This is a genomic window from Thauera terpenica 58Eu (assembly GCF_000443165.1).
In the GTDB taxonomy this organism is placed as follows: Bacteria; Pseudomonadota; Gammaproteobacteria; order Burkholderiales; family Rhodocyclaceae; genus Thauera; species Thauera terpenica.
This window is the reverse complement of the sequence record NZ_ATJV01000024.1, coordinates 90,715-114,270: the sequence shown is the minus strand read 5'-3', so window position 1 is coordinate 114,270 and position 23,556 is coordinate 90,715. Positions and strand designations below refer to the sequence as shown.

20 protein-coding genes are annotated in these 23,556 nt (G+C 64.8%); 8 read left to right on the top strand and 12 right to left on the bottom strand.

What is annotated here, in order from left to right:
* Positions 1-304 precede the first annotated feature (304 nt).
* Complete coding sequence (locus M622_RS39260) at positions 305-1,765, top strand: diguanylate cyclase domain-containing protein (RefSeq protein ID WP_021248099.1); 1,461 nt, start codon at positions 305-307, stop codon at positions 1,763-1,765.
* A gap of 34 nt (positions 1,766-1,799) precedes the next feature.
* Here M622_RS39260 and M622_RS23915 read toward each other — a convergent pair whose 3' ends face one another.
* Positions 1,800-3,026, bottom strand: a complete 1,227-nt coding sequence (locus M622_RS23915) for a glycoside hydrolase family 2 TIM barrel-domain containing protein (RefSeq protein ID WP_021248098.1) — start codon at positions 3,024-3,026, stop codon at positions 1,800-1,802.
* Positions 3,027-3,391: 365 nt separating this feature from the next.
* Here M622_RS23915 and M622_RS23910 point away from each other — a divergent pair, with 365 nt between their 5' ends.
* Positions 3,392-4,465, top strand: coding sequence for a tellurite resistance/C4-dicarboxylate transporter family protein (locus M622_RS23910; protein WP_021248097.1), 1,074 nt, complete (start codon positions 3,392-3,394; stop codon positions 4,463-4,465).
* Between the two features lie 85 nt (positions 4,466-4,550).
* Here M622_RS23910 and def read toward each other — a convergent pair whose 3' ends face one another.
* The 4 genes from def to pyk all read right to left on the bottom strand — a co-directional run bounded on the left by def (position 4,551) and on the right by pyk (position 9,118).
* Positions 4,551-5,072: a peptide deformylase gene (gene def, locus M622_RS23905; protein ID WP_021248096.1), complete on the bottom strand. Its 522-nt coding sequence runs from the start codon at positions 5,070-5,072 to the stop codon at positions 4,551-4,553.
* Positions 5,069-6,382 carry a DUF3422 family protein gene (locus M622_RS23900; RefSeq protein WP_031346272.1) on the bottom strand — a complete coding sequence of 438 codons (1,314 nt, stop codon included), beginning with the start codon at positions 6,380-6,382 and terminating at the stop codon, positions 5,069-5,071. The genes def and M622_RS23900 overlap by 4 nt, the downstream gene beginning before the upstream one ends.
* Before the next feature lie 59 nt (positions 6,383-6,441).
* On the bottom strand, positions 6,442-7,506 hold the full coding sequence (fba, locus tag M622_RS23895) for a class II fructose-bisphosphate aldolase (RefSeq protein WP_021248094.1): 1,065 nt from the start codon (positions 7,504-7,506) through the stop codon (positions 6,442-6,444).
* A 163-nt stretch (positions 7,507-7,669) separates the two neighbouring features.
* Positions 7,670-9,118: a pyruvate kinase gene (pyk, locus tag M622_RS23890; protein ID WP_021248093.1), complete on the bottom strand. Its 1,449-nt coding sequence runs from the start codon at positions 9,116-9,118 to the stop codon at positions 7,670-7,672.
* Between the two features lie 202 nt (positions 9,119-9,320).
* Here pyk and M622_RS0119860 point away from each other — a divergent pair, with 202 nt between their 5' ends.
* On the top strand, positions 9,321-9,725 hold the full coding sequence (locus M622_RS0119860) for a class I SAM-dependent methyltransferase (RefSeq protein WP_031346269.1): 405 nt from the start codon (positions 9,321-9,323) through the stop codon (positions 9,723-9,725).
* A gap of 98 nt (positions 9,726-9,823) precedes the next feature.
* Here M622_RS0119860 and M622_RS23885 read toward each other — a convergent pair whose 3' ends face one another.
* The 5 genes from M622_RS23885 to M622_RS23865 all read right to left on the bottom strand — a co-directional run bounded on the left by M622_RS23885 (position 9,824) and on the right by M622_RS23865 (position 16,199).
* Positions 9,824-11,008: a phosphoglycerate kinase gene (locus M622_RS23885; RefSeq protein ID WP_021248091.1), complete on the bottom strand. Its 1,185-nt coding sequence runs from the start codon at positions 11,006-11,008 to the stop codon at positions 9,824-9,826.
* Between the two features lie 67 nt (positions 11,009-11,075).
* Positions 11,076-12,104, bottom strand: coding sequence for a type I glyceraldehyde-3-phosphate dehydrogenase (gap, locus tag M622_RS23880; RefSeq protein WP_021248090.1), 1,029 nt, complete (start codon positions 12,102-12,104; stop codon positions 11,076-11,078).
* A gap of 136 nt (positions 12,105-12,240) precedes the next feature.
* Positions 12,241-14,256, bottom strand: coding sequence for a transketolase (gene tkt, locus M622_RS23875; protein ID WP_021248089.1), 2,016 nt, complete (start codon positions 14,254-14,256; stop codon positions 12,241-12,243).
* Between the two features lie 126 nt (positions 14,257-14,382).
* On the bottom strand, positions 14,383-15,258 hold the full coding sequence (locus M622_RS23870; RefSeq protein WP_021248088.1) for a phosphoribulokinase: 876 nt from the start codon (positions 15,256-15,258) through the stop codon (positions 14,383-14,385).
* A 131-nt stretch (positions 15,259-15,389) separates the two neighbouring features.
* A complete protein-coding gene (locus tag M622_RS23865; RefSeq protein ID WP_021248087.1) occupies positions 15,390-16,199 on the bottom strand; it encodes an inositol monophosphatase family protein in 810 nt (269 codons plus the stop codon).
* 61 nt (positions 16,200-16,260) lie between these two features.
* Between M622_RS23865 and M622_RS23860 the strand changes: the two genes are divergently transcribed.
* The 4 genes from M622_RS23860 (at position 16,261) to M622_RS23845 (ending at position 20,163) form a co-directional block, all read left to right on the top strand.
* Positions 16,261-16,983 (top strand): 16S rRNA (uracil(1498)-N(3))-methyltransferase, encoded by a 723-nt coding sequence (locus M622_RS23860; RefSeq protein WP_021248086.1) that lies wholly within the window; start codon positions 16,261-16,263, stop codon positions 16,981-16,983.
* A gap of 104 nt (positions 16,984-17,087) precedes the next feature.
* A complete protein-coding gene (gene argA / locus M622_RS23855) occupies positions 17,088-18,440 on the top strand; it encodes an amino-acid N-acetyltransferase (protein WP_021248085.1) in 1,353 nt (450 codons plus the stop codon).
* Entirely contained in the window at positions 18,437-19,888 is a 1,452-nt protein-coding gene (locus M622_RS23850; RefSeq protein ID WP_021248084.1) for a sensor domain-containing diguanylate cyclase, read from the top strand. The genes argA and M622_RS23850 overlap by 4 nt, the downstream gene beginning before the upstream one ends.
* Before the next feature lie 2 nt (positions 19,889-19,890).
* A complete protein-coding gene (locus tag M622_RS23845) occupies positions 19,891-20,163 on the top strand; it encodes an oxidative damage protection protein (RefSeq protein ID WP_031346267.1) in 273 nt (90 codons plus the stop codon).
* Between the two features lie 88 nt (positions 20,164-20,251).
* On the opposite strand, the gene M622_RS23840 is transcribed toward M622_RS23845, so the two are convergent.
* Both M622_RS23840 and pmbA read right to left on the bottom strand, forming a co-directional pair.
* On the bottom strand, positions 20,252-21,358 hold the full coding sequence (locus tag M622_RS23840) for a TRAP transporter substrate-binding protein (protein ID WP_021248082.1): 1,107 nt from the start codon (positions 21,356-21,358) through the stop codon (positions 20,252-20,254).
* A 109-nt stretch (positions 21,359-21,467) separates the two neighbouring features.
* Positions 21,468-22,814 (bottom strand): metalloprotease PmbA, encoded by a 1,347-nt coding sequence (gene pmbA / locus M622_RS23835; protein WP_031346266.1) that lies wholly within the window; start codon positions 22,812-22,814, stop codon positions 21,468-21,470.
* Positions 22,815-22,876: 62 nt separating this feature from the next.
* Between pmbA and yjgA the strand changes: the two genes are divergently transcribed.
* Positions 22,877-23,515 (top strand): ribosome biogenesis factor YjgA, encoded by a 639-nt coding sequence (gene yjgA, locus M622_RS23830; RefSeq protein ID WP_021248080.1) that lies wholly within the window; start codon positions 22,877-22,879, stop codon positions 23,513-23,515.
* The last annotated feature ends 41 nt before the right edge of the window (positions 23,516-23,556 follow it).

The following is a 23,556-nucleotide window of genomic DNA, read 5'->3' as shown; positions in this document are numbered from 1 at the left end:
AGCAGTTGGCGCTGTTGTAGTGGCATTTTTGAAAGTGTGGTCTAGCAAAAACAAGGGCTTGCGCGCGTAACTGTCGAACTCGGGGGCTCCGTTCTGGAAGTGTTTGCTGCCTTGTCGCCGCATATTTCCGGCGCGGTCGATGAGGCCGCGCCTCATCATCGAGCTCGGGGGCAGCGCGTCGGCAACAGTCAGCCCTAGCTGGATACGGCCTGGAGTATGCTGATATGATTCCGGCTTTCGTACATCATATGCTGGTTGCGCGCTGCTTTCGCCCTCGCACCACAGCCCTCCCTCAGGACCCTGAATGAATCAGGACGGGCTCCGTAAACTGCTGCCCCGTACCCCGCCGAGCAAGACTGCGGCGCTGTTCCTGTGCTACTGGCTGGCATGGAAAGCCTCGGCCTTGTTCGAAGTTCAGCCCCATGTCAGCGCGCTCTATCTTTCCGCCGGGCTGACCGCAGCAGTGGGCATGATCGGCGGCTGGCGTCACCTGCCGGCGGCGTTCCTGGCAATTTGCGTGGTGCGTCAGTTCGACATGCCTGGCCCGCTGCTCGAAGGTATCGACTGGGGTGGCGCCTTGCGCCAGGTGCTGGTCTACGGTGGCGCCGGTGTGTTGTTGCGCCCGCGCTGGCTGGCGATGCCAGCACGCCTGACACTGACCGATGCGATGTACTTCGTGCTGCTTGCCTTTGCCTCGGCCAGTGTGTCGGCGCTTGTCACGCTCTTCATCCCGCCCTTCGATCGCCTGCCGGCGTCCGAGATGGGGGCGGTTTTTCTGTCCATATGGGGTGGGGATTTTGCTGGCTTGCTGCTCGGCTTGCCGGGCATCGTCCTCGGCTGGAGGCGGCTCCACCGTCGCAATATCAAGCTCAGTCGGCGTGGCGACGCCCCCACTGGTTCGCGCCATGGCATCCCTTCGTCCAGCGGCCTGATCGGGCTCGCCCTTGGCGTGTCGCTGCTGACTCTGCTGCTGCCACAGATCACCCAGGGCGCGGCCAAGCTCGGCATTCTGGTGCTGTTCCCCGTCCTGCTCGCCGGCCTGACGCGGGGTGCGTTCATGGCCTACATGGTGGCGACGCTGGTATGCGCGATCCAGATCCTCGCTGGTCGGGTGCTGGGCCTGCCGGTGGACGGTGTGCTTGATCTGCAACTGGTGCTGACGATGAGCGCGGCCACCGCACTGCTCGCAGGCGCAGCGCATGACGATGAGCACTTCCAGTGGCAGCACGCCAACTTCGACCTGCTCACCGGGCTCGCGAATCGCCATCGCTTCCAGGACCAGCTCGAGCACGAGACGCTGCGCGCGGCACGTACGCAACAGCTGATGGCGCTGATGTACATCGATCTCGACGGCTTCAAGGCGGTCAACGACAGCCTCGGACACCATGCCGGAGACGCTTTGCTGCAGCAGGTGGCCAGCCGGCTACGTGAAAGCGTGCGCGAGACCGACACGGTGGCGCGGCTGGGCGGTGACGAGTTTGCGATCATCCTGCCCGACCTCAAAGATCTGGCCATCATCGAGCGCATCGGAGACAAGTTGCTCGAGCAGTTGCAGCAAGCCTTTGATCTCGATGGCAAGGTCACCCACATCTCGGCCAGCATCGGTGTCGCCCTCTGGCCCCGGGATAGCTTGGCCTCGACCGAGCTCATCCACTACGCCGACCGTGCGATGTACGAGGCCAAGCGCCTGGGTCGCAACCGCCTCGCTCATCACGCCTGCCACGCCAGCATCAACACGCCGGTGGCCGCGGGTCCGCCCGGGTAACGGGATGCGTCTGCAGCCCGGCTTGGCACATTAGTTAACGCACCAGGAAGGGGAGGTTGGCGGTCGCCGCCTTGCCGTGGCGATCGCGTGCGGTGATGAACAGGCGGTAGGCGCCGGGCACCGCGGGTGCGGTGAAGCGCACCGTGGCGGCGTCAGCGTGCAGCACGCGCACCGCGATCCGCATCGGTGGGGTTTCATGGTCGCCGCCCTTGCGCAGGTCGGTGGCTTCGGCGAGCACCTTCCATTCGGTGTCCAGGGGCGTGCCGTCGGCACTGGCGGCGTCGATTCCGGCGGAGACTTCCGCACCAGGCGCGAACACATCGGCAGCGATGCCTATGCCGCGCACCAGCGGCGCGGGTCTGTCCGTGGGTCGGCCCCAGAATGCGGCCAGGGCATCGCTCATCGCGGTGGCGCTGCCGTCGGCCAGGAGCAGGCCGTACCAGGTTTCAGTCTGTTCCTGCTTGGCGCCCCACAGAAAGGGAAACACGCCACGAATCTGCGGCTGTTGCTTGAGATAGCCGAGAGCTTCGCTGAAGAAGCGCGCTTTTTCTGTGCTGGTCAGCTCCACCGGCGCACCCCAGGGCTTGCGACCGGCCTGCCAGTGACCGAGGGGGCCGAGTTCGGTGATGACGACTGGCTTGGTGATGCCGGCCTCGCGCAGGCGCTGGGGCAGATCGAAAACCGCGCCGGCGTAGACGTTGATGCCCAGGAGGCCGACGTTAGGGCAGCAGCCCGCCAGGGTGCGCAAGGCGTCCATGCTGGTGTCGGCGACCACCATCAAGCTGGGGTGGGTCGGGTCGAGGCGCTTGATCTCTGCGGCGAGACGATCGACCTCGCGCCACAGCGGTAGCGGGTCTGCCACACCGGTTTCGATCTCGTTGCCGACGGCCCACGCGAGCAGGGCGGGGTGTTTGCGGTGGCGGGTGACGAAGTCGAGCACCGCCTGCTCCTGCTTGCGCACGGCCTGCTTGTCCTCATAACGGAAGCCGTGGCGTGGGTGCTCGAGCCACAGACCCATCACCACCTTCAGGTCGAGTCGCTGCGCTTCGTCCAGCACCCAGGCGTCGGACTGTCGATAGACGCGCACCACCTTGGCACCCGCCGCGGCCAGGCGGGCGAGGCTGGTTTTATCGCCTTCGAAGGCAGCGCCCTGCCACTGCGTGTTCGGCTCGGCCGCTTGGGCGTAGCCCCAAAGCAAGCTCGCCGAGCCTATGAAGAGGGCGATAAGGCGGTGTAGAACGGCGCTGACAAGAAAATTCATTTTGATCCACTGTTTTGGGGCGATGTCCGTATCCCCTGGCCACGTTGCGGTACCCGAGCTTCCTTGCGTCCGCGGACTCTAGTGATGCTGGGGGCAGGGAGAAGTTCAGAAGGGAGCGTGAAGTTGTTCAGGACATGCTGAGGCTTGAACCTCCACGTCCAGGCAGGAATGGAAGGGCTCTTTGCTGGAAATCCCGATGAGGTCGAGCCGGTCAGGCTGTGACCCGCGCGGCTGCGGCGCGGATCTCGGTGGTGGTCATCACCCGCTGGCTGCCGACGCAAGCCGTGGCACCTCCCTGAGCCCACGTGCTATACCTGACTCATGTTTGTAGTCAGGTCGTCTGCGAGACGATGACGAGCCCTGAAATGCCCGATACGTCGCTGCCACACAAGCCACTGCCCGAGCCCGCGCTCACCCAGCTGGCTGGGCTGTCGCCTGCGTATTTTGGCATGGTGATGGCGACCGGCATCGTGTCGCTCGCGGCCCACCTGCTGGGCGTGGATAGCATTGCCCGTCTTTTGTTCCGGCTCAATATCGTCGTCTATGCCGTGCTGTGGACCTTGACCGTGCTGCGCATGATCCGCTACCCGCGCCGCTTCTTTGGCGACATGGTCGATCATCTGCGCGGTCCGGGCTTCTTCACCACGGTGGCGGCAACCTGCATCCTTGGTGGCCAGTTCGTGCTGCTGGAGGCTGACTATCGTGCCGGCACCGTACTGTGGGTGGCCGCGCTGGTGCTGTGGGTCGGACTGACCTATACGATATTCACAGGTTTTACCGTCAAGGAGCGCAAGCCCACCCTTGACAAGGGGATCAGTGGGGCCTGGCTGCTGGCTGTGGTGGCGACTCAGGCGATCGCGGTTCTCAGCGCGCTGCTCGCGCCCCATGTAGACCAGCCTGGAAAGCTGGAGATGAACTTCCTGGCGCTGTCGATGTGGTTGTGGGGTGGGATGTTGTACATCTGGATGATGTCGCTCATCTTCTACCGTTACACCTTCTTCGCGCTGGCGCCCGGTGATCTGTCACCGCCGTACTGGATCAACATGGGGGCGATGGCGATTTCGACCCTGGCCGGATCGCTGCTCATCATCAACGTGCCGGACGCGCCCTTTCTGACTTCCTTGCTGCCCTTCATCAAGGGGTTCACGGTGTTCTACTGGGCCACCGGCACATGGTGGATTCCGATGCTGGTGATCCTTGCCGTCTGGCGCCATGGCTACAAGCGCTTCCCCTTGAAGTACGACCCGCTCTACTGGGGGGCGGTTTTTCCGCTTGGCATGTATGCGGTCAGCACCGAGCAAATGATCGAGGCCCTGGGCTTGAGTTTTCTCGGCTTTCTGCCGCCCAGTTTTTTCTACATTGCGCTGGTGGCGTGGACGGCGGCGTTTTTCGGCCTCGCCCTGGAGTTGCTGGCGCGCGCGCGTTCGCTTCGACGCTAGCTGGCGGTGGCTTTGCTGCTCAAGCTGTGCCCAAAGGCGGGCGCGCATTGAACAGGGTGTGCTTCCGGCCATTTCGCCCGCAAGGCTAGTCGAGCGCCGGGAACAGCACATCGGTGAAGCCGAAGCGGCTGAGGTCGCGCATCCGCATCGGGTAGAGCATGCCGTCGAGGTGGTCGCATTCGTGTTGCACGACGCGGGCGTGAAAGCCCTCGGCGATGCGCTCGATCGGTGCGCCGTCGGGGGTGAAGCCCTGGTAGCGGATGCGGGTGTGGCGGGGCACGAGGCCGCGCAGGCCGGGCACCGAGAGGCAGCCTTCCCAGCCGTCCTCGGTGTTGTCGTCCAGTGCGGTGATGAGCGGGTTGATGAGGATGGTGGTCGGCACCGGGGCGACGTCCGGATAGCGCTGGCTGTGCTCGAAGCCGAAGATGACCACACGCAGGCCAACGCCGATCTGCGGGGCGGCCAGACCGACGCCGCCTTCGGCCGCCATGGTGTCGAACATGTCGGTGATGAGCGCGGACAGTGCCGGGGTGCCGAACTCGGTGACGGGGGCGGCGACCTGCAGCAGGCGCGGATCGCCCATGCGTAGAACCTTGTGGATGCTCATGCGTGTTCGCCGCCTTCTTCCTGGCTCAGCAACCTGCGCATGCGCCGCATCCCCAGGAACACGAAGCCGGCAATGAGCGGGATCGATAGCGCGGTGATCAGCTCTGGCGTGGCCGGGGTGATGAAATCCTTGGCGCCCTTGGCGACGTAGCTCACCAGCTGCGAGGCGTAGTAGGTGATGGCCACCACCGACAGGCCTTCCACCGTCTCCTGCAGGCGGAGCTGGATTTTGGCGCGGCGGTTCATCTGCGCCAGCAGTTCCTGGTTCTGGCGCTCGAGCTCGATGTCCACCCGCGTGCGCAGCAGCTGCGAGTTGCGCGCGATGCGGCTGGAGAGATCTTCCTGGCGGCGGGCGATGGTGGCGCAGGTGTTGATGGCGGGGGCGAGCCGGCGTTCCATGAATTCACGAAAGCTCGGGAAGCCGCCAAGGCGGACTTCGCGCATGTCCTCGATGCGCTGCTGCACCAGGCGGTAGTAGGCCGCCGCGGCGCCGAAGCGAAAGGTGGTGCGCGCCACCGAGCGCTCGATCTCGGCGGCCAGGCGGGTCAGGCGGCCGAGCAGGGCGCGATCGTCGTCGCTGCTGCGAGCCTGGCCCAGGCTGTCCATCAGGTCGGCGAGTTCGTCTTCGGCGCGTGACAGCAATCGCCCGACCTCCTTGGCCACCGGGAAGGCGAGCAAGGCCATGACGCGATAGGTTTCGATCTCCACCAGGCGTTGCACCATGCGCCCGGCCTGGCGCGGTGTGAGCCCGTCGTCGAGCAGCAGATAGCGTGAAAAGCCGTCGTGAATGTGGAAGTCGGTAATCACCCAGGCTGCGCCTTCAGCCACGCCTGCCGCGACCATGGTGTCGCCATGCGGCGAGGCCTGCTTGAGCACGCTGTCGGGCGGCACGTCGGCGGTGCCGCGCACTTCGATGTGGGTGGCGGTGATGAGCAGGCCGGGGATGTCCTTGCGCCAGGCCGCCGGCAGCTTGAGCAGGGCATTGTCTTCATCGGCATCGCCGGCCTCGATGTGGCGGAAGAAGGTATAGCTGGAGAACTCGTTGTGACGCTCCCACTTGAGGCGGAAGCTGCCCGCGTCGACGAACAGGTGGCCGCTGTCGGAGGCGTGCTCGGCCAGCCTGGCATGCTCGGCCAGGCCGACCTGCTCGAGCAGCGCAGCGAGATGTTCGATCTCGTGCTGTGCGCTGCCGTCGTCGTGCAGGAAGGCGAGGTAGCTGACGTATTCAGGCGTGCTGAGCGGGACCGGCGGGCGGGCATGGACCTCGTCGTTGAGCGTGTGGCGCAACGGGTGCTGTGCGAACAGGGACATGGAGGTCGGCGCGCCGCCCGTCAACGGAGAGAATCAGGAAATGAAGTCAGCATGAGCGATCAGCGCACGATCTGGGTCAGCTCGCCGGCCTTGTAGCGTGCAGCCATCTTCTCCAGCGAGATGGCCTTGATCCGGCTCGCCATGCCGGCGCAACCAAAGGCTTCGAAGCGCGCCTTGACCACCTGTTTGGCGGCCTCACGGGCGGGCTTGTTGTATTCGCGCGGGTCGAACTTGGACGGGTTCTCGACCAGAAACTTGCGAATCGCACCGGTCATCGCCAGGCGGATGTCGGTGTCGATGTTGATCTTGCGCACGCCGTGCTTGATGCCCTCGACGATCTCCGTGACCGGTACGCCGTAGGTTTCCTTCATGTCGCCGCCGTACTGGCGGATGATCTCTAGCAGCTCCTGCGGCACCGAGCTCGATCCGTGCATCACCAGGTGGGTGTTGGGGATGCGGGCGTGGATGGCCTTGATGCGCTCGATGGCGAGGATGTCGCCGGTGGGCTTGCGACTGAACTTGTAGGCGCCGTGGCTGGTGCCGATGGCGATGGCGAGCGCGTCGCAGTCGGTCTGCTTGACAAAGTCGGCGGCCTCGTCGGGGTCGGTCAGCATCTGCGAGTGATCCAGCGTGCCTTCGGCGCCGATGCCATCTTCCTCGCCCGCCTGGCCGGTTTCGAGTGAGCCCAGGCAGCCCAGCTCGCCTTCCACGCTGACGCCGATGGCGTGTGAAAACTTCACCACTTCGCGCGTGACGGCGACGTTGTATTCATAGGAAGAAGGGGTCTTGCCATCTTCGAGCAGGGAGCCGTCCATCATCACGCTGGAGAAGCCCGAGCGGATCGCGGCCATGCAGATCGCCGGGCTCTGTCCGTGGTCCTGGTGCATGACGACCGGGATGTCCGGGTAGGATTCGATCGCGGCGTCGATGAGGTGGCGCAGAAAGGCCTCGCCGGCGTATTTGCGCGCGCCGGCCGAGGCCTGCATGATCACCGGACTGTTGCATTCGGCCGCCGCTTCCATGATGGCCTGGACCTGCTCGAGATTGTTCACGTTGAACGCGGGCAGACCATAGCTGTGTTCGGCGGCGTGGTCGAGCAGCTGGCGCATGGAAACGAGGGGCATGAGGTTCTCTCCGAGGGGCCGGCGGGCCGGCAGTACAGTGAATGGGGATAAGGTGGAATTCTAGCCCGTGCGTGGCGCGCTCGGCGCGCCCGCGCACGGATTGCAACAATCGTGCGTGACGGCGTTCGCTTGCCGCACGCCGTCACCAGCGCGGCTGGCGTGCTCAGCCGTCCGAGTTGGGGGCCTGGTGGTCGCCCACGCGCACGATCTTCAGCGTATTCGTGCCGCCCGCGGCGCCGATCGGTTCGCCGATGGTGAGCACGATGAGGTCGCCATAATCGACCACGCCCTGTTCGAGCAGGATCTGTTCGGCTTCCCACAGCATGACGTCACGGTCCTGATGGGTCTGGCTCATCAACAGCGGGTGCACGCCGCGGTACAGGGTCATCTGGTTGCGGGCGCCAATCTCCGGGGTGAGCGCGTAGATCGGCACGCCACAGTTGAGCCGGCTCATCCACAGTGCGGTCGAGCCGGTCTGCGTCAGCGAGGCGATGGCCTTCACCTTGAGGTGATAGGCAGTCCACATCGCCGCCATCGCGATCGACTGATCGATGCGGGTGAACACGCGGTTGAGCACCTCGCGGTCGAGCGTGACCTCATTGGATTTTTCCGCTTCCAGGCATACACGTGCCATCGCCTCGACGACTTCGACCGGGAACTTGCCGGAGGCGGTCTCGGCCGACAGCATCACCGCGTCGGTGCCATCGAGCACCGCGTTGGCCACGTCAGACACCTCGGCGCGGGTGGGCACCGGGCTGGTGATCATCGACTCCATCATCTGGGTGGCGGTGATGGTGAGTTTGTTGCGGTCGCGTGCGGCGCGCAGCATCTTCTTTTGCAGGGCCGGCACCGCGGCGTCGCCGACTTCGACGGCGAGATCGCCGCGCGCCACCATGATGCCGTCGGAGGCATCGAGGATTTCCTCGAGGTTCGCGACCGCCTCGGTGCGTTCGATCTTGGCGATCAGCAGCGCATCGCCACCGCCCGCGGCCCGCATCAACTGGCGCGCCATGTACATGTCGGCCGCGCTCTTGGGAAAGGACACGGCCACGAAGTCCACGCCGATCTGCGCCGCGGTGCGGATGTCGTCCATGTCCTTTGCGGTCAGTGCGGGCGCGGTCAGGCCGCCACCCTGGCGGTTGATGCCCTTGTTGTTGGACAGTTCGCCCCCCACCTTGACCACGGTGTGAATCTCGTGGCCGATGATGCGCTGCACGTTGAGCTTGAGGCGGCCATCGTCGAGCAGCAACACGTCGCCGGCCTTGACGTCCTTGGGCAGGTCCTTGTAGTCCAGCCCCACGCGCTGGAGGTTGCCCATTTCGCAGCGCGCATCGAGGATGAAAATGGCGTCGCGCTCGAGCGTGATGCGTCCGTCGACGAACTTGCCGATGCGGATCTTCGGCCCTTGCAGGTCGGCCAGAATGCCAACCGGGCGACCGACCAGGGCGGCCGCGTCACGGATGGCGTTGGCGCGGGCGATGTGGTCTTCGGCCTTGCCATGGGAGAAGTTCATGCGCACGACGTCGACGCCGGCGTTGACCATGCGTTCGAGAACCTGGGGGTCGGAGGACGCGGGGCCGAGGGTGGCGACGATCTTGGTGTGGCGCGACATGAGGTCTCCTGGGTGAAAGAGGGGTTAGGCCGATACTGCGGGGTGCAGTCGCAGCGGTACCCGGGCATTCTAATGTGTGCCCGGGTCCATGTTGGTGGCCGCAGTGCGCCTCGGGGGGCAGCGCATCCATGGCGCGGGGAGGGATAATGCCAAATACAAGGCGTTGGGCTAAACTGCCAGAAATGTCACGGAAGCGTCGATCATGGACTTGACCCCGCTTGTTCTTGTTCTTGTCTTGGGCTTCGCTTTTCTGGGCTGGAGAACTTTCCGGCGTTCTGCTGCGCCCGTCCATCCAGCGCCGCCGAAGCAGCAGCACCACCACCCCTATCATTGTGTGGTCGTCGAGGCGCGCGACGGCGCTTGCGAGGCGGCGCGCAAGCTCGCCGACATGCGTTTTCTTGCCTCCGACGCGCCGCACCTGCCCTTGCCGCAGTGCAGCGCCGCGGTGTGCGCCTGCGTCTATCACCACTTCGAGGATCGTCGCCATCACCTGCGCCGCGATCCCTACGCGCACCGACCGCATCAGTCGAACGCACAGCCGGCGCAAGACCGTCGCCTGCACAGCGGCAGGCGACGCACTGACCTGCACACTCACCCCGTCCATTGAGCCGGCTGGCAGCGCGCGGTGCCTGTCGTTCCTGAAGGCGATGTGGCAGGCGAGCGCAAGGCCGGCCTGCCACATTGCCTTCAGGGCGCGGCCAGGGTTCAGCGCTCGAAGCGTTCTTCCAGTGCTGCGATCGCGGGCAGGGTCTTGCCTTCGAGAAACTCGAGGAAGGCGCCACCGCCAGTGGAGATGTAGCCCACGTCATCGGCGATGTTGAACTTTGCGATCGCCGCCAGGGTGTCGCCGCCGCCCGCAATCGAGAACGCCTCGGAGTGCGCGATGGCCGAGGCCATCATCTTCGTGCCGCCGGCAAACTGCGGCAGTTCGAACACCCCCACCGGCCCGTTCCAGACAATGGTGCCGGCGTTGGCGATGATCTCGGACAGCTTGGCGGCGGTCTTGGGGCCGACATCCAGGATGCGGTCGTGGGGGCCGACTTCGTCCGCCGAGATACGGTTGGCGCGCGCCAGCGCCGAGACTTCGTCAGCGACGACGACGTCAACCGGCAGTGGCACTTCAGCGCCACGCGCTCGCATCATGTCCATGATGGCCTGTGCTTCCTTGACCAGTTCGGGCTCGGCCAGCGACTCGCCGATGCGCTTGCCCGAGGCCAGCAAGAAGGTGTTGGCAATGCCTCCACCGACGATGAGCTGGTCCACCTTGTCGGCGAGTGCCTTGAGGATGGTGAGCTTGGACGACACCTTGGAGCCGCCGACGATGGCCACCAGCGGACGCTTGGTGTCGTGCAGCGCTTTGGTCAGGGCGTCGATCTCGGCGCCCATCAGCATACCGGCGCAGGCGACCGGGGCGAAGCGGGCGATGCCATGGGTGGTGGCTTCGGCGCGGTGGGCGGTGCCGAAGGCGTCATTGACGTAGATGTCGCACAGCGCGGCCATCTTCCTGGCCAGCGCTTCGTCGTTCTTTTTTTCACCGACGTTGCAGCGACAGTTCTCGAGCAGCACGACTTCGCCCGGCTTCACCTCGAAGCCGCCGTCGACCCAGTCCTGCACGAGGCGGACGGGCTTTTGCAGCAGCTGACCCATGCGTACCGCAACTGGCGCCAGGGTGTCATCGGGGCCGACGCTGCCTTCGGTCGGACGGCCGAGGTGGGAGGTGACCATCACCGCTGCGCCGTTGTCGAGGCAGTACTGGATGGATGGAATCGAGGCGCGGATGCGCGTGTCTTCGGTAATGTTGCCGGCGTCGTCCTGCGGTACGTTGAGGTCGGCGCGGATGAAGACCTTCTTGCCGCGGACGTCGAGTTCGCTGAGTTTCTTGACTTGCATGATCGTATCAGGCTCATGAAAACGCCCTGCGGGGCAGGGCGTCGAGGGTTGTTGATTTGCGGCGCGCTTACTTGGCGTTGACGAAGGCGCGGGCGGCGTCGAGCATGCGGCAGGAATAGCCCCACTCGTTGTCGTACCAGGCCAGCACCTTGACCAGCACGGAGCCGTCCTCAGCCTTGATGACGCGGGTCTGGGTGGCGTCGAAGGTGGAGGACACGGTGGTGTGGTTGAAGTCGGAGGACACCAGCGGCTCGGTGTTGACGTCCAGGATGCCCTTGAGCGGGCCCTTGGCCGCGGCGGTCATCAGTTCGTTGATCTCTTCCTTGGTGGTGGCGCGCTCGGCGGTGAAGGTGAGGTCGACCAGCGAGACGTTGATGGTGGGCACGCGCAGCGCAAAGCCATCGACCTTGCCGACGAGCTGCGGCAGCACCAGGCCCACGGCCTTGGCGGCGCCAGTCTTGGTCGGGATGATGTTGGCAGCCGCGGCACGGGCGCGGCGCAGGTCCTTGTGGCGCACGTCCACGGTGACCTGGTCGTTGGTGTAGGCGTGGATGGTGGTCATCAGGCCCTGCTTGATGCCCACGCTGTCAGCCAGGATCTTGGCGACCGGGGCCAGGCAGTTGGTGGTGCACGAGGCGTTGGAGACGACGTTCATGTCGCGCTTGAGCACGCCTTCGTTCACGCCCATGACGATGGTGGCGTCCACGTCGTCACCGCCGGGGGCGGAGATCAGGACACGGCGGGCGCCCTGGTCGAGCAGGACCTGGGCCTTGGCCTTGGTGGTGTAGGCGCCGGTGCATTCGAGCAGCACGTCCACGCCGTGGCTGCCCCAGTTCACGCCCAGGGGGTCCTTGGTGGAGTAGAAGGGGATCTTCTTGCCGTCGATGATGATGACGTTCTCGCCCTCGGTCTCGACCGCGGTGGCGAAGCGGCCGTGGGTGGTGTCGTACCTGAGCAGGTGGGCGTTGGTGGCCAGATCGCCGGAGGCGTTGATGGCGACCACTTCGAACTCGTTCTGCAGGCCCTGCTCGTAGATGGCGCGCAGCGTGCAGCGACCGATACGACCGAAACCGTTGATGGCGACCTTGATGCTCATCGATGCTTCTCCCTGAAATGACGGTGGAAAACCGGGTGTTTATCCTTGCTGATGCCCTGCTGGCCCGCGCGGGACCACGCCCTCATGTGCAAGGGGAGCGGATCGTTTCCGGGTCCGCTCCCGCGTCATTGGGTCGTCAGAGCACCGACTTGACAGCCTGCACCACCGCATCCGCGGTAATGCCGAAATACTTGAACAGCTCGCTTGCCGGCGCCGATTCGCCAAAGCGGTCGATGCCGATGACGCGGCCTTCGAGGCCGACATACTTGTACCAGCCGTCGGTGCTGCCCGCCTCGATGGCGATGCGCGGCAGACCGGCGGGCAGGACGCTGGCCTTGTAGCCGGCGTCCTGACGGTCGAAGACATTGGTCGAGGGCATGGACACCACCCGCACGGCGACGCCCTCGTCGGCGAGGGTGCGCTGCGCCGCCATCGCCAGCGCGACCTCCGAGCCGGTGGCGATGATCACCGCCTGTGCTTTGTTGCCAGCCGCCTCGGCCAGCACATAGCCGCCCTGGCGGATGGCGCTGACCTGATCCGAAGTACGGACCTGGAAGGGCAGGTTCTGGCGCGAGAAGCACATCGTCGTCGGGCCGTCCTTGCGCTCGATGGCGCAGACCCAGGCCACGGCTGACTCGGTGGTGTCGCAGGGGCGCCACACATCCATGTTCGGGATCAGGCGCAGCGAGGCGGTCTGCTCGACCGGCTGGTGGGTGGGACCGTCTTCGCCGAGGCCGATCGAGTCGTGGGTGAACACGAAGATCTGGCGGATCCTCATCAACGCCGCCATGCGCAGCGCGTTGCGCGCGTATTCGCTGAACATGAGGAAGGTGGCGGTGTAGGGGATCAGGCCGCCATGCAGGCTGAGGCCGTTGGCGATCGCCGCCATGCCGAATTCGCGCACACCGTAATAGATGTAGTTGCCGCCGCTGTCCTTGCTGACACCCTTGGCACCCGACCACAGGGTGAGGTTGGAGCCGGCGAGGTCGGCCGAGCCGCCGAGCAGTTCGGGCAGCTTGGGGGCATAGGCTTCGATGCTGTTCTGGCTCGCCTTGCGCGTGGCGATGGTCTCGGCCTTGTCGATGAGTCTGGCCAGCACCGCCTCGACATGGGTGTCCCAGCCGGCAGGCAGCTCGCCCGCCGTGCGCCGTGCGAATTCGGCCGCAAGTTCGGGGTGAGCCACGCGGTAGGCGGCGAAGCTGGCGTTCCATTGGGCTTCGAGCGAGGCGCCCTTGGTGCGCGCATCCCAGGCGGCATAGACTTCGTCCGGGATCTCGAAGGGAGCGTGGTTCCAGCCGATGTAGGCGCGCGCGGCATCGATCTCGGCGGCACCCAGCGGCGCGCCGTGCACGTCGTGGCTGTCTTGCTTGTTGGGGGCGCCGGCGCCGATGATGGTCTTGCAGCAGATCAGTGTGGGGCGGGTGAGCTCGGCCTTGGCCTGCTCGATGGCGGCTTCGATCGCGACCGGGTCGTGGCCCTGGACGTCGCGTACCACCTGCCAGCCATAGGCTTCGAAACGCTTGGGGGTGTCGTCGGTGAACCAGCCCTCGACATGGCCGTCGATGGAGATGTTGTTGTCGTCGTAGAAGGCGATGAGCTTGCCCAGGCCCAGGGTGCCGGCGAGCGAGCACACTTCGTGCGAAATGCCCTCCATCAGGCAGCCGTCGCCGAGGAACACCCAGGTGTGGTGATCGACGACGGTGTGGCCGGGACGATTGAACTCGGCGGCCAGCACTTTTTCAGCCAGCGCCATGCCCACTGCGTTGGAGATGCCCTGGCCGAGCGGGCCGGTCGTGGTCTCGATGCCGGGGGCGTAGCCGTATTCAGGGTGGCCCGGGGTCTTGCTGTGCAGCTGGCGAAAACGCTTGAGCTCGTCAATCGGCAAGTCATAGCCGGTGAGGTGGAGCAGGGCGTAGATCAGCATCGAGCCGTGGCCGTTGGAGAGCACGAAACGGTCACGGTCAGCCCATTTGGGGTTGGCCGGGTTGTGCTTCAGATGATGGCGCCACAGCACTTCGGCGATCTCGGCCATGCCCATCGGCGCGCCAGGGTGGCCGGAGTTGGCCTGTTGCACGGCGTCCATTGCCAAGGCGCGGATGGCGCCGGTGATGGGGTTGAAAACCGGGGCTTTGACGTTGCGGGTCGGCTGCATGCTGTTCTCGGGCCGAAGGCCACCTTCAGAAAAGCCGCAATTATCCCTTAAAAGCCCTCTCGGATGCCATTGTTGCTGTGCCACATCTGCCCGCTGTCCTGCCTCCAGGGCGCGCCCCGGGGGTGTTCAAGTGCGCTGCCGGCGGCGTTCCATCAGCTTCCAGATCAGGGGGGTCAGGATCAGCTGCATGGCCAGGTCGAGCTTGCCGCCGGGAATCACGATGGTGTTGGCGCGGCTCATGAAGGCGTCGTGGATCATGCGCAACAGGTAGGGGAAATCCACCCCGCGTGGATCCTTGAAGCGGATCACCACCATTGATTCATCCTGGGTGGGCACGTCGCGGGCGATGAAGGGGTTCGAGGTGTCGACCACCGGCACGCGCTGGAAATTGATGTGGGTGCGGGCGAACTGGGGCACGATGTAATGCACGTAGTCGTGCATGCGGCGCAGGATGGTGTCCTGTACCGCTTCGGGCGAGTAGCCGCGGATCTTGATGTCACGGTGCAGTTTCTGGATCCACTCCAGGTTGATCGTTGGTACCACCCCGACCAGCAGGTCGACGTGGCGCGATACGTCTTCGCTGTCGGTCACCACGGCGCCGTGCAGGCCCTCATAGAACAGGCAGTCTGTGCCCACCGGAAGGTCTTCCCAGTCGGTGAAAGTGCCCATGGGCAGATTCCAGCGCATGGCGTGCGCTTCGTTGTGAATGTAGTGGCGGCGGCGGCCGGTCGCCGCTTCGCCGTAGGCGCGGAACAGGCTTTCGAGTTCGGCGAACAGATTGGCCTCGGGGCCGAAGTGGCTGATGCCACGCTGGCCGGCGCGCTCGGCTTCCTCGATCAGGGTCTTCATTTCGCTGCGGGTGTGGCGATGAAAGCTGTCGCCTTCGACGATCGCGGCATTGACGTGCTCACGCTCGAAGATGGCCTCGAAGGTATGTTTGACCGTGGTGGTGCCAGCACCGGACGATCCGGTGACGGCGATGATCGGGTGCTTCATGGACATGAGGGTCTCCGCGGGGGCGCGCAAGCAGGTCAGTGGCAGGGGCTGTGGTACGGGCGGACGCGATACATGGAGCGGTACGGCAGGAGCCCAAGAGCAGGGGTGCTTATTGTGCGGTCTGCGCGCGGCGGTGATCAGGACCGCGTCTTGACCCACGCCGCCCATTCGGCGAACAGGCTTGGATTGACCGCCGCGATCACCCCGCGCTTGACTGCCGGTCCCGACATCAGGGTGCCGTGCCCCAAGGCCTCGGCCTGACCACCGGCCTCGTCCAGGATCAGGCGACCGGCAGCGTAATCCCACAGCATCTGCCCGCCGTGCAGATAGACATCAAGCCGGCCAGCGGCGACAAAACACCATTCCAGTGCGCTGGAGCCAAAGTTGCGTTGCGAGTAATACGGCGGGCGCACGGCCAGTTCGTCACCGAGGTGGTGGCTGATGCGCTTGAAGTCCACGCCCGCGATGGCGTCGCGCAGGCTGCTCGCGCCCTGGCGCAAGGGCAGCTCGGTGCCGTTGAGGAAAGCGCCGGCGCCACGCGCGGCGTAGAAGGACTCGTCGGTGATGGGGTTGTACACCACGCCCAGCACGGGCTCGTGGTTGATCAGATAGGCGATCGACACCGCGAACAGCGGGATGCCGTTGGCGAAGTTGGTGGTGCCGTCGATGGGGTCGATGCACCACAGCCCGCTGCGGCCTTCGTTCCACAGATGGGCCTGCTCGGGAGGCGTCATTTCCTCGCCGAGCACCGCGCCGGGGAGGAAGTGGGGCAGGGCTTCGGTGAAGCGCCGTTGCGAAGCCAGATCGGCTTCCGTGAACAGCGAGCCGTCCGGCTTGCGGTTGCGTGCCGACTTCAGATAGCGCGGCAGGATCTCGTCGCGGGCGATATCGCGCACCATCGATTCGAGGGCGCGGGCGCGGGCGAGGCGTTGCGCGGCGTGAGGCATGTAAGGCTCCTGGCCGGTCGGCTACGGATTCGGGTTCGAATTCAGAGCCTATAATCTTACGATGATTTCACGATTCCATTATCCGGGCGCCCTGCCCGAGTGCGGTGAGCTCGCCCTGCCCGACGAGCTCGCCCACCACGCCTTGCGTGTCTTGCGCCTGCGTGACGGTGAAGCCCTCATCCTGTTTGACGGCAGGGGCGACGAGGTCGAGGCGCGCTTGAGCGTGCGTGGCAAGGCCGGCTTTGCCGTGCTCGGCGAGCGCCGCAGGGTGAATCGAGAGTCGCCGCTGCAGGTGGTGCTGGTGCAGGCGCTGGCGGCAAGTGACAAGATGGACTGGGTGATCCAGAAGGCGGTGGAGCTGGGCGTGAGCGCGATTCAGCCGGTGCAGGCCGAGCGTTCGGTTTTGCGCCTGAGCGCAGAGCGCGCCGAGAAGCGCCTTGCGCACTGGCGTCAGGTGGCGGTGGCGGCCTGTGAGCAAAGCGGGCGCAATCGCATCCCTGAGGTGCGCGCGCTGCAGGGGCTGGGCAAGTGGCTGGCAGCGCATCGAGATGGCAGCTGCCATGTGCTGGCGCCGGGTGGTGAGGTGGGCTTCACGGACCTGGCTCGATTGCCCGGCCCCATCCATGTGCTGGTCGGCCCTGAGGGCGGCTGGACCGATTCCGAGCTGGCAGCGTGCGATGGCGCAGGCTGCCGGCGCGTCACCCTGGGACCGCGCGTGTTGCGCACCGAGACCGCGGGCCTGGCGGCGCTGGCCGTGCTGCAAGCACGCTGGGGCGATTTCTGAGCCGCTGTTGTGCACCCATCAGCGCTGCTGATGGGTAATGTTGCGGCGCAACACGAAGGCATCCGCTAGAATTCGCTTATTGAAAACCCTGCCGCGGTGAATGCGTGACTGTCGAATCCATCTCCGCCGTGCTGGCGTCCGAAGACCCCACGACCCATCAGTTCGTGGCCTGGGTGCGCGGTGCCGCGCCCTACATCCACGCCTTTCGCGGCAAGACCTTTGTCGTCGGTTTCGGCGGCGAGGTGGCAGCGGGTGAGCGCGCGCAAAGCCTGGCCTACGACTGCAACCTGCTCGCCGCGCTGGGTATTCGCCTGGTGCTGGTGCATGGCGCACGCCCCCAGATCGACGCCGAGATGGCGCGTCGTGGGCTTGAACCGCGCTTTCATCACGGCCTGCGTGTGACCGATGCCGAAGCGCTGGAATGCGTCAAGTCGGCGATGGCGGTGACGCGCATCGAGGTCGAGGCCTTGCTGTCGCAAGGCTTGCCCAATACGCCGATGGCGGGCAGCTACATGCGCGTCACCGGCGGCAACTTCATCACCGCGCGCCCGGTGGGTGTTGTCGATGGGGTGGATTACCAATTTACCGGCGCCGTGCGCAAGATCATCGCCGAAGAGATCAACGCCGACCTCGACCAGCAGAACGTGGTGCTGATCACGCCGCTAGGGGTCTCGCCGGCAGGCGAGATCTTCAACCTGGCAATGGAAGAGGTGGCCGAGGCGGTCGCGATCGCGGTGAAGGCCGAAAAGCTCATCTACCTGTGCGATGCACCGGGCTTGCTCGATGTCGATGGCCAGCTGGTCGAATCGGTCACCGCTGACGAGGCCCAGTCCCAGTTCGACAGTGGCGAGGGCCTGACCGAGGATCTGCACCTGTTCTTGCCGTGTGCGATCCGTGCCGTGCGTCGCGGGGTGGCGCGTTGTCACCTCATCGACCGCGACAAGGATGGCGGACTGCTGCTGGAGTTCTTCACCCATGCCGGTGTCGGCACCGTGGTCTCGCGCGAGACCCTGTTCCGCCTGCGCGAGGCGACGATAGACGATGTCGCGGCGCTGGTGGCCTTGATCACGCCGATGGAAGTCGACGGCACCCTGGTGCGCCGCGGGCGCGAGTTGCTCGAGCAGGAGATCGAGCGTTTCACCGTGGTCGAGCACGATGGCATGCTGGTCGGCTGTGCCGCGCTGTATCCGTTTTCGGAGGACAACGCAGCGGAGCTTGCCTGCCTGGCGGTAACGCCCGAATATCGTCGCGCAGGCCTGGGCGACCAGTTGCTCAGGCGCATCGAGCGCCGTGCGCGCGTGCACGGGCTGGATCGCCTGTTCGTGCTCACCACGCGCACCGCACACTGGTTTCGCGAACGCGGCTTCAAGGAGATCGGCCCCGAGGCGCTGCCGCGCCAGAAGCGCGAGTTGTACAACTTGCAACGACGCTCCAAGGTGTTTGTGAAAAACCTATGATCCTCTGGTCCAGACGCGCCACCAGCGAAGACTCCGAGCTCAGGCTGCTGCGTCAGGTGGCCGAGGGTGTAAACGGCATCGAAGCGGTGTTCGATCGCGGTTTGCGCCTGCTCTGGATCAGCCCTTCGATTGCACGCGTCACCGGTTTCACGCCGCAGGAATGTGTCGAAGCCGATGATCTCTTCACGCTGCTGGTGCATGACTCCGATCGAGCCCATGCGCGTCGCATGGCGGCTCAGGTCGGCAGTGATGGCCTGGCACGGGACTTCGAGCTGCGTTTCTGCCGGCGCGATGGTGAGGTCGTGTGGGTGGCTTCGCATTGGCGTGCGGTGCCCGTTGCTGGCGATGGTGATGGTGATGGCGCGGTCGCGCTGCAGCTGTCGGCGGAAGAAATTCAGACGCGCAAGGAGACGGAGTACAAGCTGCTCGAGACCGTGACCGAGCTGCGGCGTGCACAGGCCCTGCGTGAGCACTACCTGGTGCGCAGCAACGACGAGCGCCAGCGCCTGTCGGCCCTGTTGAACCTGATCCGGCTCGGCATCATGTTCATGGATCGCGACCGGCGGGTGCTGTATTACAACCGCGCGATGCTCCAGATCTGGGGCTATCCGCCGGACGCGCATCTGATCGGCATGCGCGAAAGCGTGTTGCAAAGCACGGTTGCGCCCTTGCTGGAGGATGCGCAGGGCTACTTTGCTCACATCAAGGAAGTGCTTGATGCACATCAGATGGTCAGCGCCGAATACGAATTCCGCTTCGCCGATGGCCGCATCGTGACCGACCGCTCGGCGGTGGTCGAGGGCGCGTCTGCAGGTCTTGGCATCGGTCGGGTCTGGATCTACGAGGATGTCACCGCAGAGCGCAGAATTTCCGCGCAATTGATCTCGATGGCCGAACGCGACCCGCTGACCAACATCTTCAATCGGCGTCGTTTCCATGAGGAGCTCGAGCGCACGCTCGCCGATGCGGCGCGGCGGGGCGTGGAGGTGGGCTTGCTGGGGATCGACCTGGATGGCTTCAAGCCGGTCAACGATGCCTTTGGCCATCAGGCTGGCGACGAGGTGCTGATCAAACTGGTCGATCGTGTTGCCAGCATCGTGCGTCGCAACGAGATGTTCTTCCGTATCGGGGGCGACGAATTTGCCGTGCTGGTGCCCGACACCCGTGCCAGCGAGTTGTCCGAGCTGGCCAATCGACTATGCGAGGCGATTGCCGGCCTGAGATTCGAGTTTGACGGACAGCCAGCTTCGGTGACCGCCAGTATCGGTATCGCGCTCTATCCGGAGAACGGGCTTGAGGCCCAGGCGCTGGTCGCGGCGGCAGATGAGGCGATGTATTGCTCCAAGGCGGGGGGGCGCAACTGCTGGACGCTGTCTGCAAGGCTGGCGGCTGAATCCGTTAGAATGCCGGTTTCGAGCTCCGATGAACCCGATAGCAAAGAGGATTGAACATGGCTCGCATGGTTAATTGCGTGAAACTCGGTCGTGAGGCAGAAGGACTGGATCTGCCGCCAGTGCCGGGCGCGCTGGGCAAGCGCATCTTTGACAGCGTATCGAAAGAAGCGTGGCAGCAGTGGATCAAGTACCAGACCATGCTGATCAATGAAAATCGCCTCAACTTGATGGACGCGCGGGCACGCAAGTATCTGGCTGAACAGATGGAGAAGCACTTCTTCGAAGGCGGCGCTGATCAGATTGCGGGCTACGTGCCACCGACTCAGTAAGCCTGCAAAGGCGCGAGGCACAAAAAAGGGATGGCTTGGCCATCCCTTTTTTTGGTGCGCCCCGTTCAGGGCAACTCGCTTCGAGCGCTCAGCGCACCGACTGCATGAAGCGGTCGAAGCCTGCCTCAGCCACGCTGAACCAAGCGTTCTGCGACTTGCGATACTTTTCGAACTCGACGTAGATCTTGGCCCAGGCCGGATTCTGCTTGGCTTCTTCGGCGTACAGTTCGCGCGACACGTCGTAGGCCTTTTTCATGATCTCGGTCGAGAAGTTCTGCAGCTTCACGCCCTGCGATAGCAGACGCGCCAGTGCCTGCGGGTTCTTGTGGTCGTACATCGCCGTCATCTGGATGTGGGCTTCACGCGAGGCGGCGCGGAAAGCAGCCTGGTAGAACTTGGGCAGCTTGTCCCATTCGGCCTTGTTCACGTAGAAGTGAACTGCCGGCCCCGGCTCCCACCAGCCCGGCGAATAGTAATTCGGCGCCACCTTGTGGAAGCCGAGCTTTTCGTCGTCGTAGGGGGCGACCCATTCGGCAGCGTCGATCGTGCCTTTTTCCAGCGAAGGATAGATGTCCGCGCCCGCGATCTGCTGCGGGATTGCGCCCATGCGCGAGAGGATCTCGCCGCCCAGACCGGCGATGCGAATCTTCAGGCCCTTGATGTCCTCGAGGGTGTTGATCTGCTTGCGATACCAACCGCCCATCTGCACGCCGGTGTTGCCGCCCAGAAAGGAATACACGTTGTAATCGCTGTAGAAGTCGTCGAGCAACTCCTGGCCGCCACCACCGATTACCCAGGCATCCATCTGACGCGCGTTCAGGCCGAAGGGCACGGCGGTGCCGAAGGCGAAGGCCTTGTCCTTGCCGACGTAGTAATACGAACACGAGTGACACATCTCCACCGTGCCCTGCTGCACCGCGTCCAGCGCCTGCAGGCCAGGCACGATCTCGCCGGCCGGAAAGATGCGGATGTCGAACTTGCCGTCGGTGATCTCGCGCAGACGGTCGGCGAGCAGCTCGGAGCTGCCGTACAAGGTGTCGATGCTCTTGGGAAAGCTCGAAGTCATGCGCCACTTGATTTCGGGCAGTCCGGTCTGCACTGCCGGAGCGGCTGTGGCGACGCTGGAGGCAACGCCCGTCGCGGCGCCGGCTGCGATGCCTGCACCGGCTTTTTTCAGAAAAGAACGACGTTCCATGCTGACTCCTTGCTGAGATGAGTTGAGGGGTGATTATATTCCTGCGGCGCGGGCTCGAACGCGGCGAGCGCTGTTCCCCCTGTGCCGGGGTGTTGCAGCATCGGACGGGTCAGCGCCCGGCCACTTTCATGCCCTCGATGAGGATGGAGCCGCAGTGTTTGGCGCCACGCGGCAGCGCGTCGTTGCCGATGGCGACGATGTTGCGGAACATGTCGCGCAGGTTGCCGGCGATGGTGACTTCTTCCACCGCATGCTTGATCCTGCCTTTTTCCACCCAGAAGCCGGCCGCACCGCGGGAATAGTCACCGGTGACGTAATTCACGCCCTGGCCCAGCAGTTCGGTCACGAGCAGGCCCTTGTCCATGTGCTTGATCAGGCTGTCGAGGTCGCGCTCGCCGGGCTTGACGATCAGGTTGTGCGAGCCACCGGCGTTGGCGGTGGTCTGCATGCCGAGCTTGCGTGCGGAATAGGTCGACAGGAAATAGCCGTTGAGCACACCCTCAGTGACCACCTCGCGGTCGCGGGTGGCGACGCCGTCGCTGTCGAAAGGGCTGGAGCCGAAGGCCTTCTTCAGGTGCGGGCGCTCGGCGATGCTCACCAGCGGCGAGAACACCTGCTGGCCGAGCGTATCGAGCAGGAAGCTGGTCTTGCGATACAAGGAGCCCCCGCTCACCGCGTGCACGAAGTTGCCGATCAGCGCCACCGCCAGCGGCGCCTCGAACAGCACTGGCACCTCACAGGTGCGGATCTTCTTCGCGCCCAGCCGAGCCAGCGCGCGCTCGCCGGCGATGCGACCGATGTCCTCGGCGCTGCCCAGCTCAGCCGGGTCGCGGCGCGAGTCGTACCAGTACTCGCGCTGCATGGCATCGCCTTCGCCGGCGATCACCGAGCACGACAAGCCGTGGCGGGTGGTGGCGTAGCCGCCGATGAAGCCGTGACTGTTGGCCGAGACGAAGTGCGATTGCTGAATCGAGGTGTTGGCGCCTTCGGAGTTGGTGATCTTGGGGCTGACGGCAAAGGCGGCTTCCTCGCAGCGCTTCGCGAGTGCAATGGCCTCGTTGATGTCGATGGCCCACGGATGGAAAAGGTCCAGCTCGGGCATGTTCTTTTCGCGCGCCATGAGGGCGGCATCGGCGAGGCCGGCGCAGGGGTCGGGCGCGGTGAAGCGCGCGATCGACAGCGCGGCTTCGACGGTGGCCTTGAGCGCCTTCCTGGAGAAATCCGAAGTACTTGCATAGCCGCGCTGCTGGCCGATGAAGACGCTGACGCCGACGCCCTTGTCGCGGTTGTATTCGATGGTCTCGACTTCGGCCTTGCGCACGCCGACCGACTGGCCGAAGCCTTCGGAGACGTCGGTTTCGCAGGCCGAGGCGCCGCGCTTCCTTGCATGCTTGACGATGTCGGAGGCGATTTCGCGCAGTTGCGCCTGGGAGTAGGAGAAGCCTTGATCGGACATGGGCGGGTGGGAGTCGGGCAAAGGCTATAATCTTAACCCGTCCCAGCCTCAAGCCCTCCCTAATGCGCTCAGATTCGCCCCACTCCAGCCATCCTGGTCATGACGAGGAAGAAGACTTCATCGAACCGCCCAGCAAGAGCAGCCGCAAGCGTGAGATGCATGCGCTGCAGGATCTTGGTGAGCAGCTCGTTGCGCTGTCCTCCGATCGCCTGAAGAAGATGGCGCTGCCCGACGCCTTGTATGAGGCCGTGCGCGCGGCGCAAGGCTTCAAGATGGAAGCCCGCCGGCGCCAGATGCAATACGTCGGCAAGCTGATGCGCAAGATCGATCCTGCGCCCATCCAGGCCCAGCTCCTTGTGTTCAGCGGCAAGTCGGCCGCCGAGGTGGCGAAGATGCACCGGCTCGAGCGTTTGCGTGAGCAGCTGCTCGAGGATGACAAGGCCATCGGCATCCTCGTCGAGCTCTGGCCACAGGTCGACGTGCAGTACCTGCGTACCCTGCGCCGCAACGCGCTCAAGGAGCGCGAGACCGCGAAGCCGCCGAAAGCCTTCCGTGAGATCTTCCGCGTGCTGCGCGAGCTGCAGGACGCCCAGGACGCAGCAGCCGAGGATGATGTCGCTGTCGCTTCCCAGGGTGCCCAGGACACCCAAGGCAGCGAGGGCGCTGAGGGTGAGAACGGCAATCTGGATGCGCGCGCCTGATGCGGGCGGTGCGCGTCCGACTTCATCCTTTCACCGCGAGA

Coding starts and splice junctions, on each gene's coding strand:
- tkt (WP_021248089.1), bottom strand. CDS start 14,256: ATGCAGCCGACCCGCAACGTCAAAGCCCCGGTTTTCAACCCCATCACC.
- M622_RS23865 (WP_021248087.1), bottom strand. CDS start 16,199: ATGCCTCACGCCGCGCAACGCCTCGCCCGCGCCCGCGCCCTCGAATCG.
- M622_RS23845 (WP_031346267.1), top strand. CDS start 19,891: ATGGCTCGCATGGTTAATTGCGTGAAACTCGGTCGTGAGGCAGAAGGA.
- M622_RS23915 (WP_021248098.1), bottom strand. CDS start 3,026: ATGAATTTTCTTGTCAGCGCCGTTCTACACCGCCTTATCGCCCTCTTC.
- pmbA (WP_031346266.1), bottom strand. CDS start 22,814: ATGTCCGATCAAGGCTTCTCCTACTCCCAGGCGCAACTGCGCGAAATC.
- fba (WP_021248094.1), bottom strand. CDS start 7,506: ATGCCCCTCGTTTCCATGCGCCAGCTGCTCGACCACGCCGCCGAACAC.
- pyk (WP_021248093.1), bottom strand. CDS start 9,118: ATGTCGCGCCACACCAAGATCGTCGCCACCCTCGGCCCCGCGTCCTCC.
- yjgA (WP_021248080.1), top strand. CDS start 22,877: ATGCGCTCAGATTCGCCCCACTCCAGCCATCCTGGTCATGACGAGGAA.
- M622_RS0119860 (WP_031346269.1), top strand. CDS start 9,321: ATGGACTTGACCCCGCTTGTTCTTGTTCTTGTCTTGGGCTTCGCTTTT.
- M622_RS23850 (WP_021248084.1), top strand. CDS start 18,437: ATGATCCTCTGGTCCAGACGCGCCACCAGCGAAGACTCCGAGCTCAGG.
- M622_RS23860 (WP_021248086.1), top strand. CDS start 16,261: ATGATTTCACGATTCCATTATCCGGGCGCCCTGCCCGAGTGCGGTGAG.
- def (WP_021248096.1), bottom strand. CDS start 5,072: ATGAGCATCCACAAGGTTCTACGCATGGGCGATCCGCGCCTGCTGCAG.
- M622_RS39260 (WP_021248099.1), top strand. CDS start 305: ATGAATCAGGACGGGCTCCGTAAACTGCTGCCCCGTACCCCGCCGAGC.
- M622_RS23900 (WP_031346272.1), bottom strand. CDS start 6,382: ATGTCCCTGTTCGCACAGCACCCGTTGCGCCACACGCTCAACGACGAG.
- M622_RS23885 (WP_021248091.1), bottom strand. CDS start 11,008: ATGCAAGTCAAGAAACTCAGCGAACTCGACGTCCGCGGCAAGAAGGTC.
- M622_RS23910 (WP_021248097.1), top strand. CDS start 3,392: ATGCCCGATACGTCGCTGCCACACAAGCCACTGCCCGAGCCCGCGCTC.
- gap (WP_021248090.1), bottom strand. CDS start 12,104: ATGAGCATCAAGGTCGCCATCAACGGTTTCGGTCGTATCGGTCGCTGC.
- M622_RS23870 (WP_021248088.1), bottom strand. CDS start 15,258: ATGTCCATGAAGCACCCGATCATCGCCGTCACCGGATCGTCCGGTGCT.
- M622_RS23840 (WP_021248082.1), bottom strand. CDS start 21,358: ATGGAACGTCGTTCTTTTCTGAAAAAAGCCGGTGCAGGCATCGCAGCC.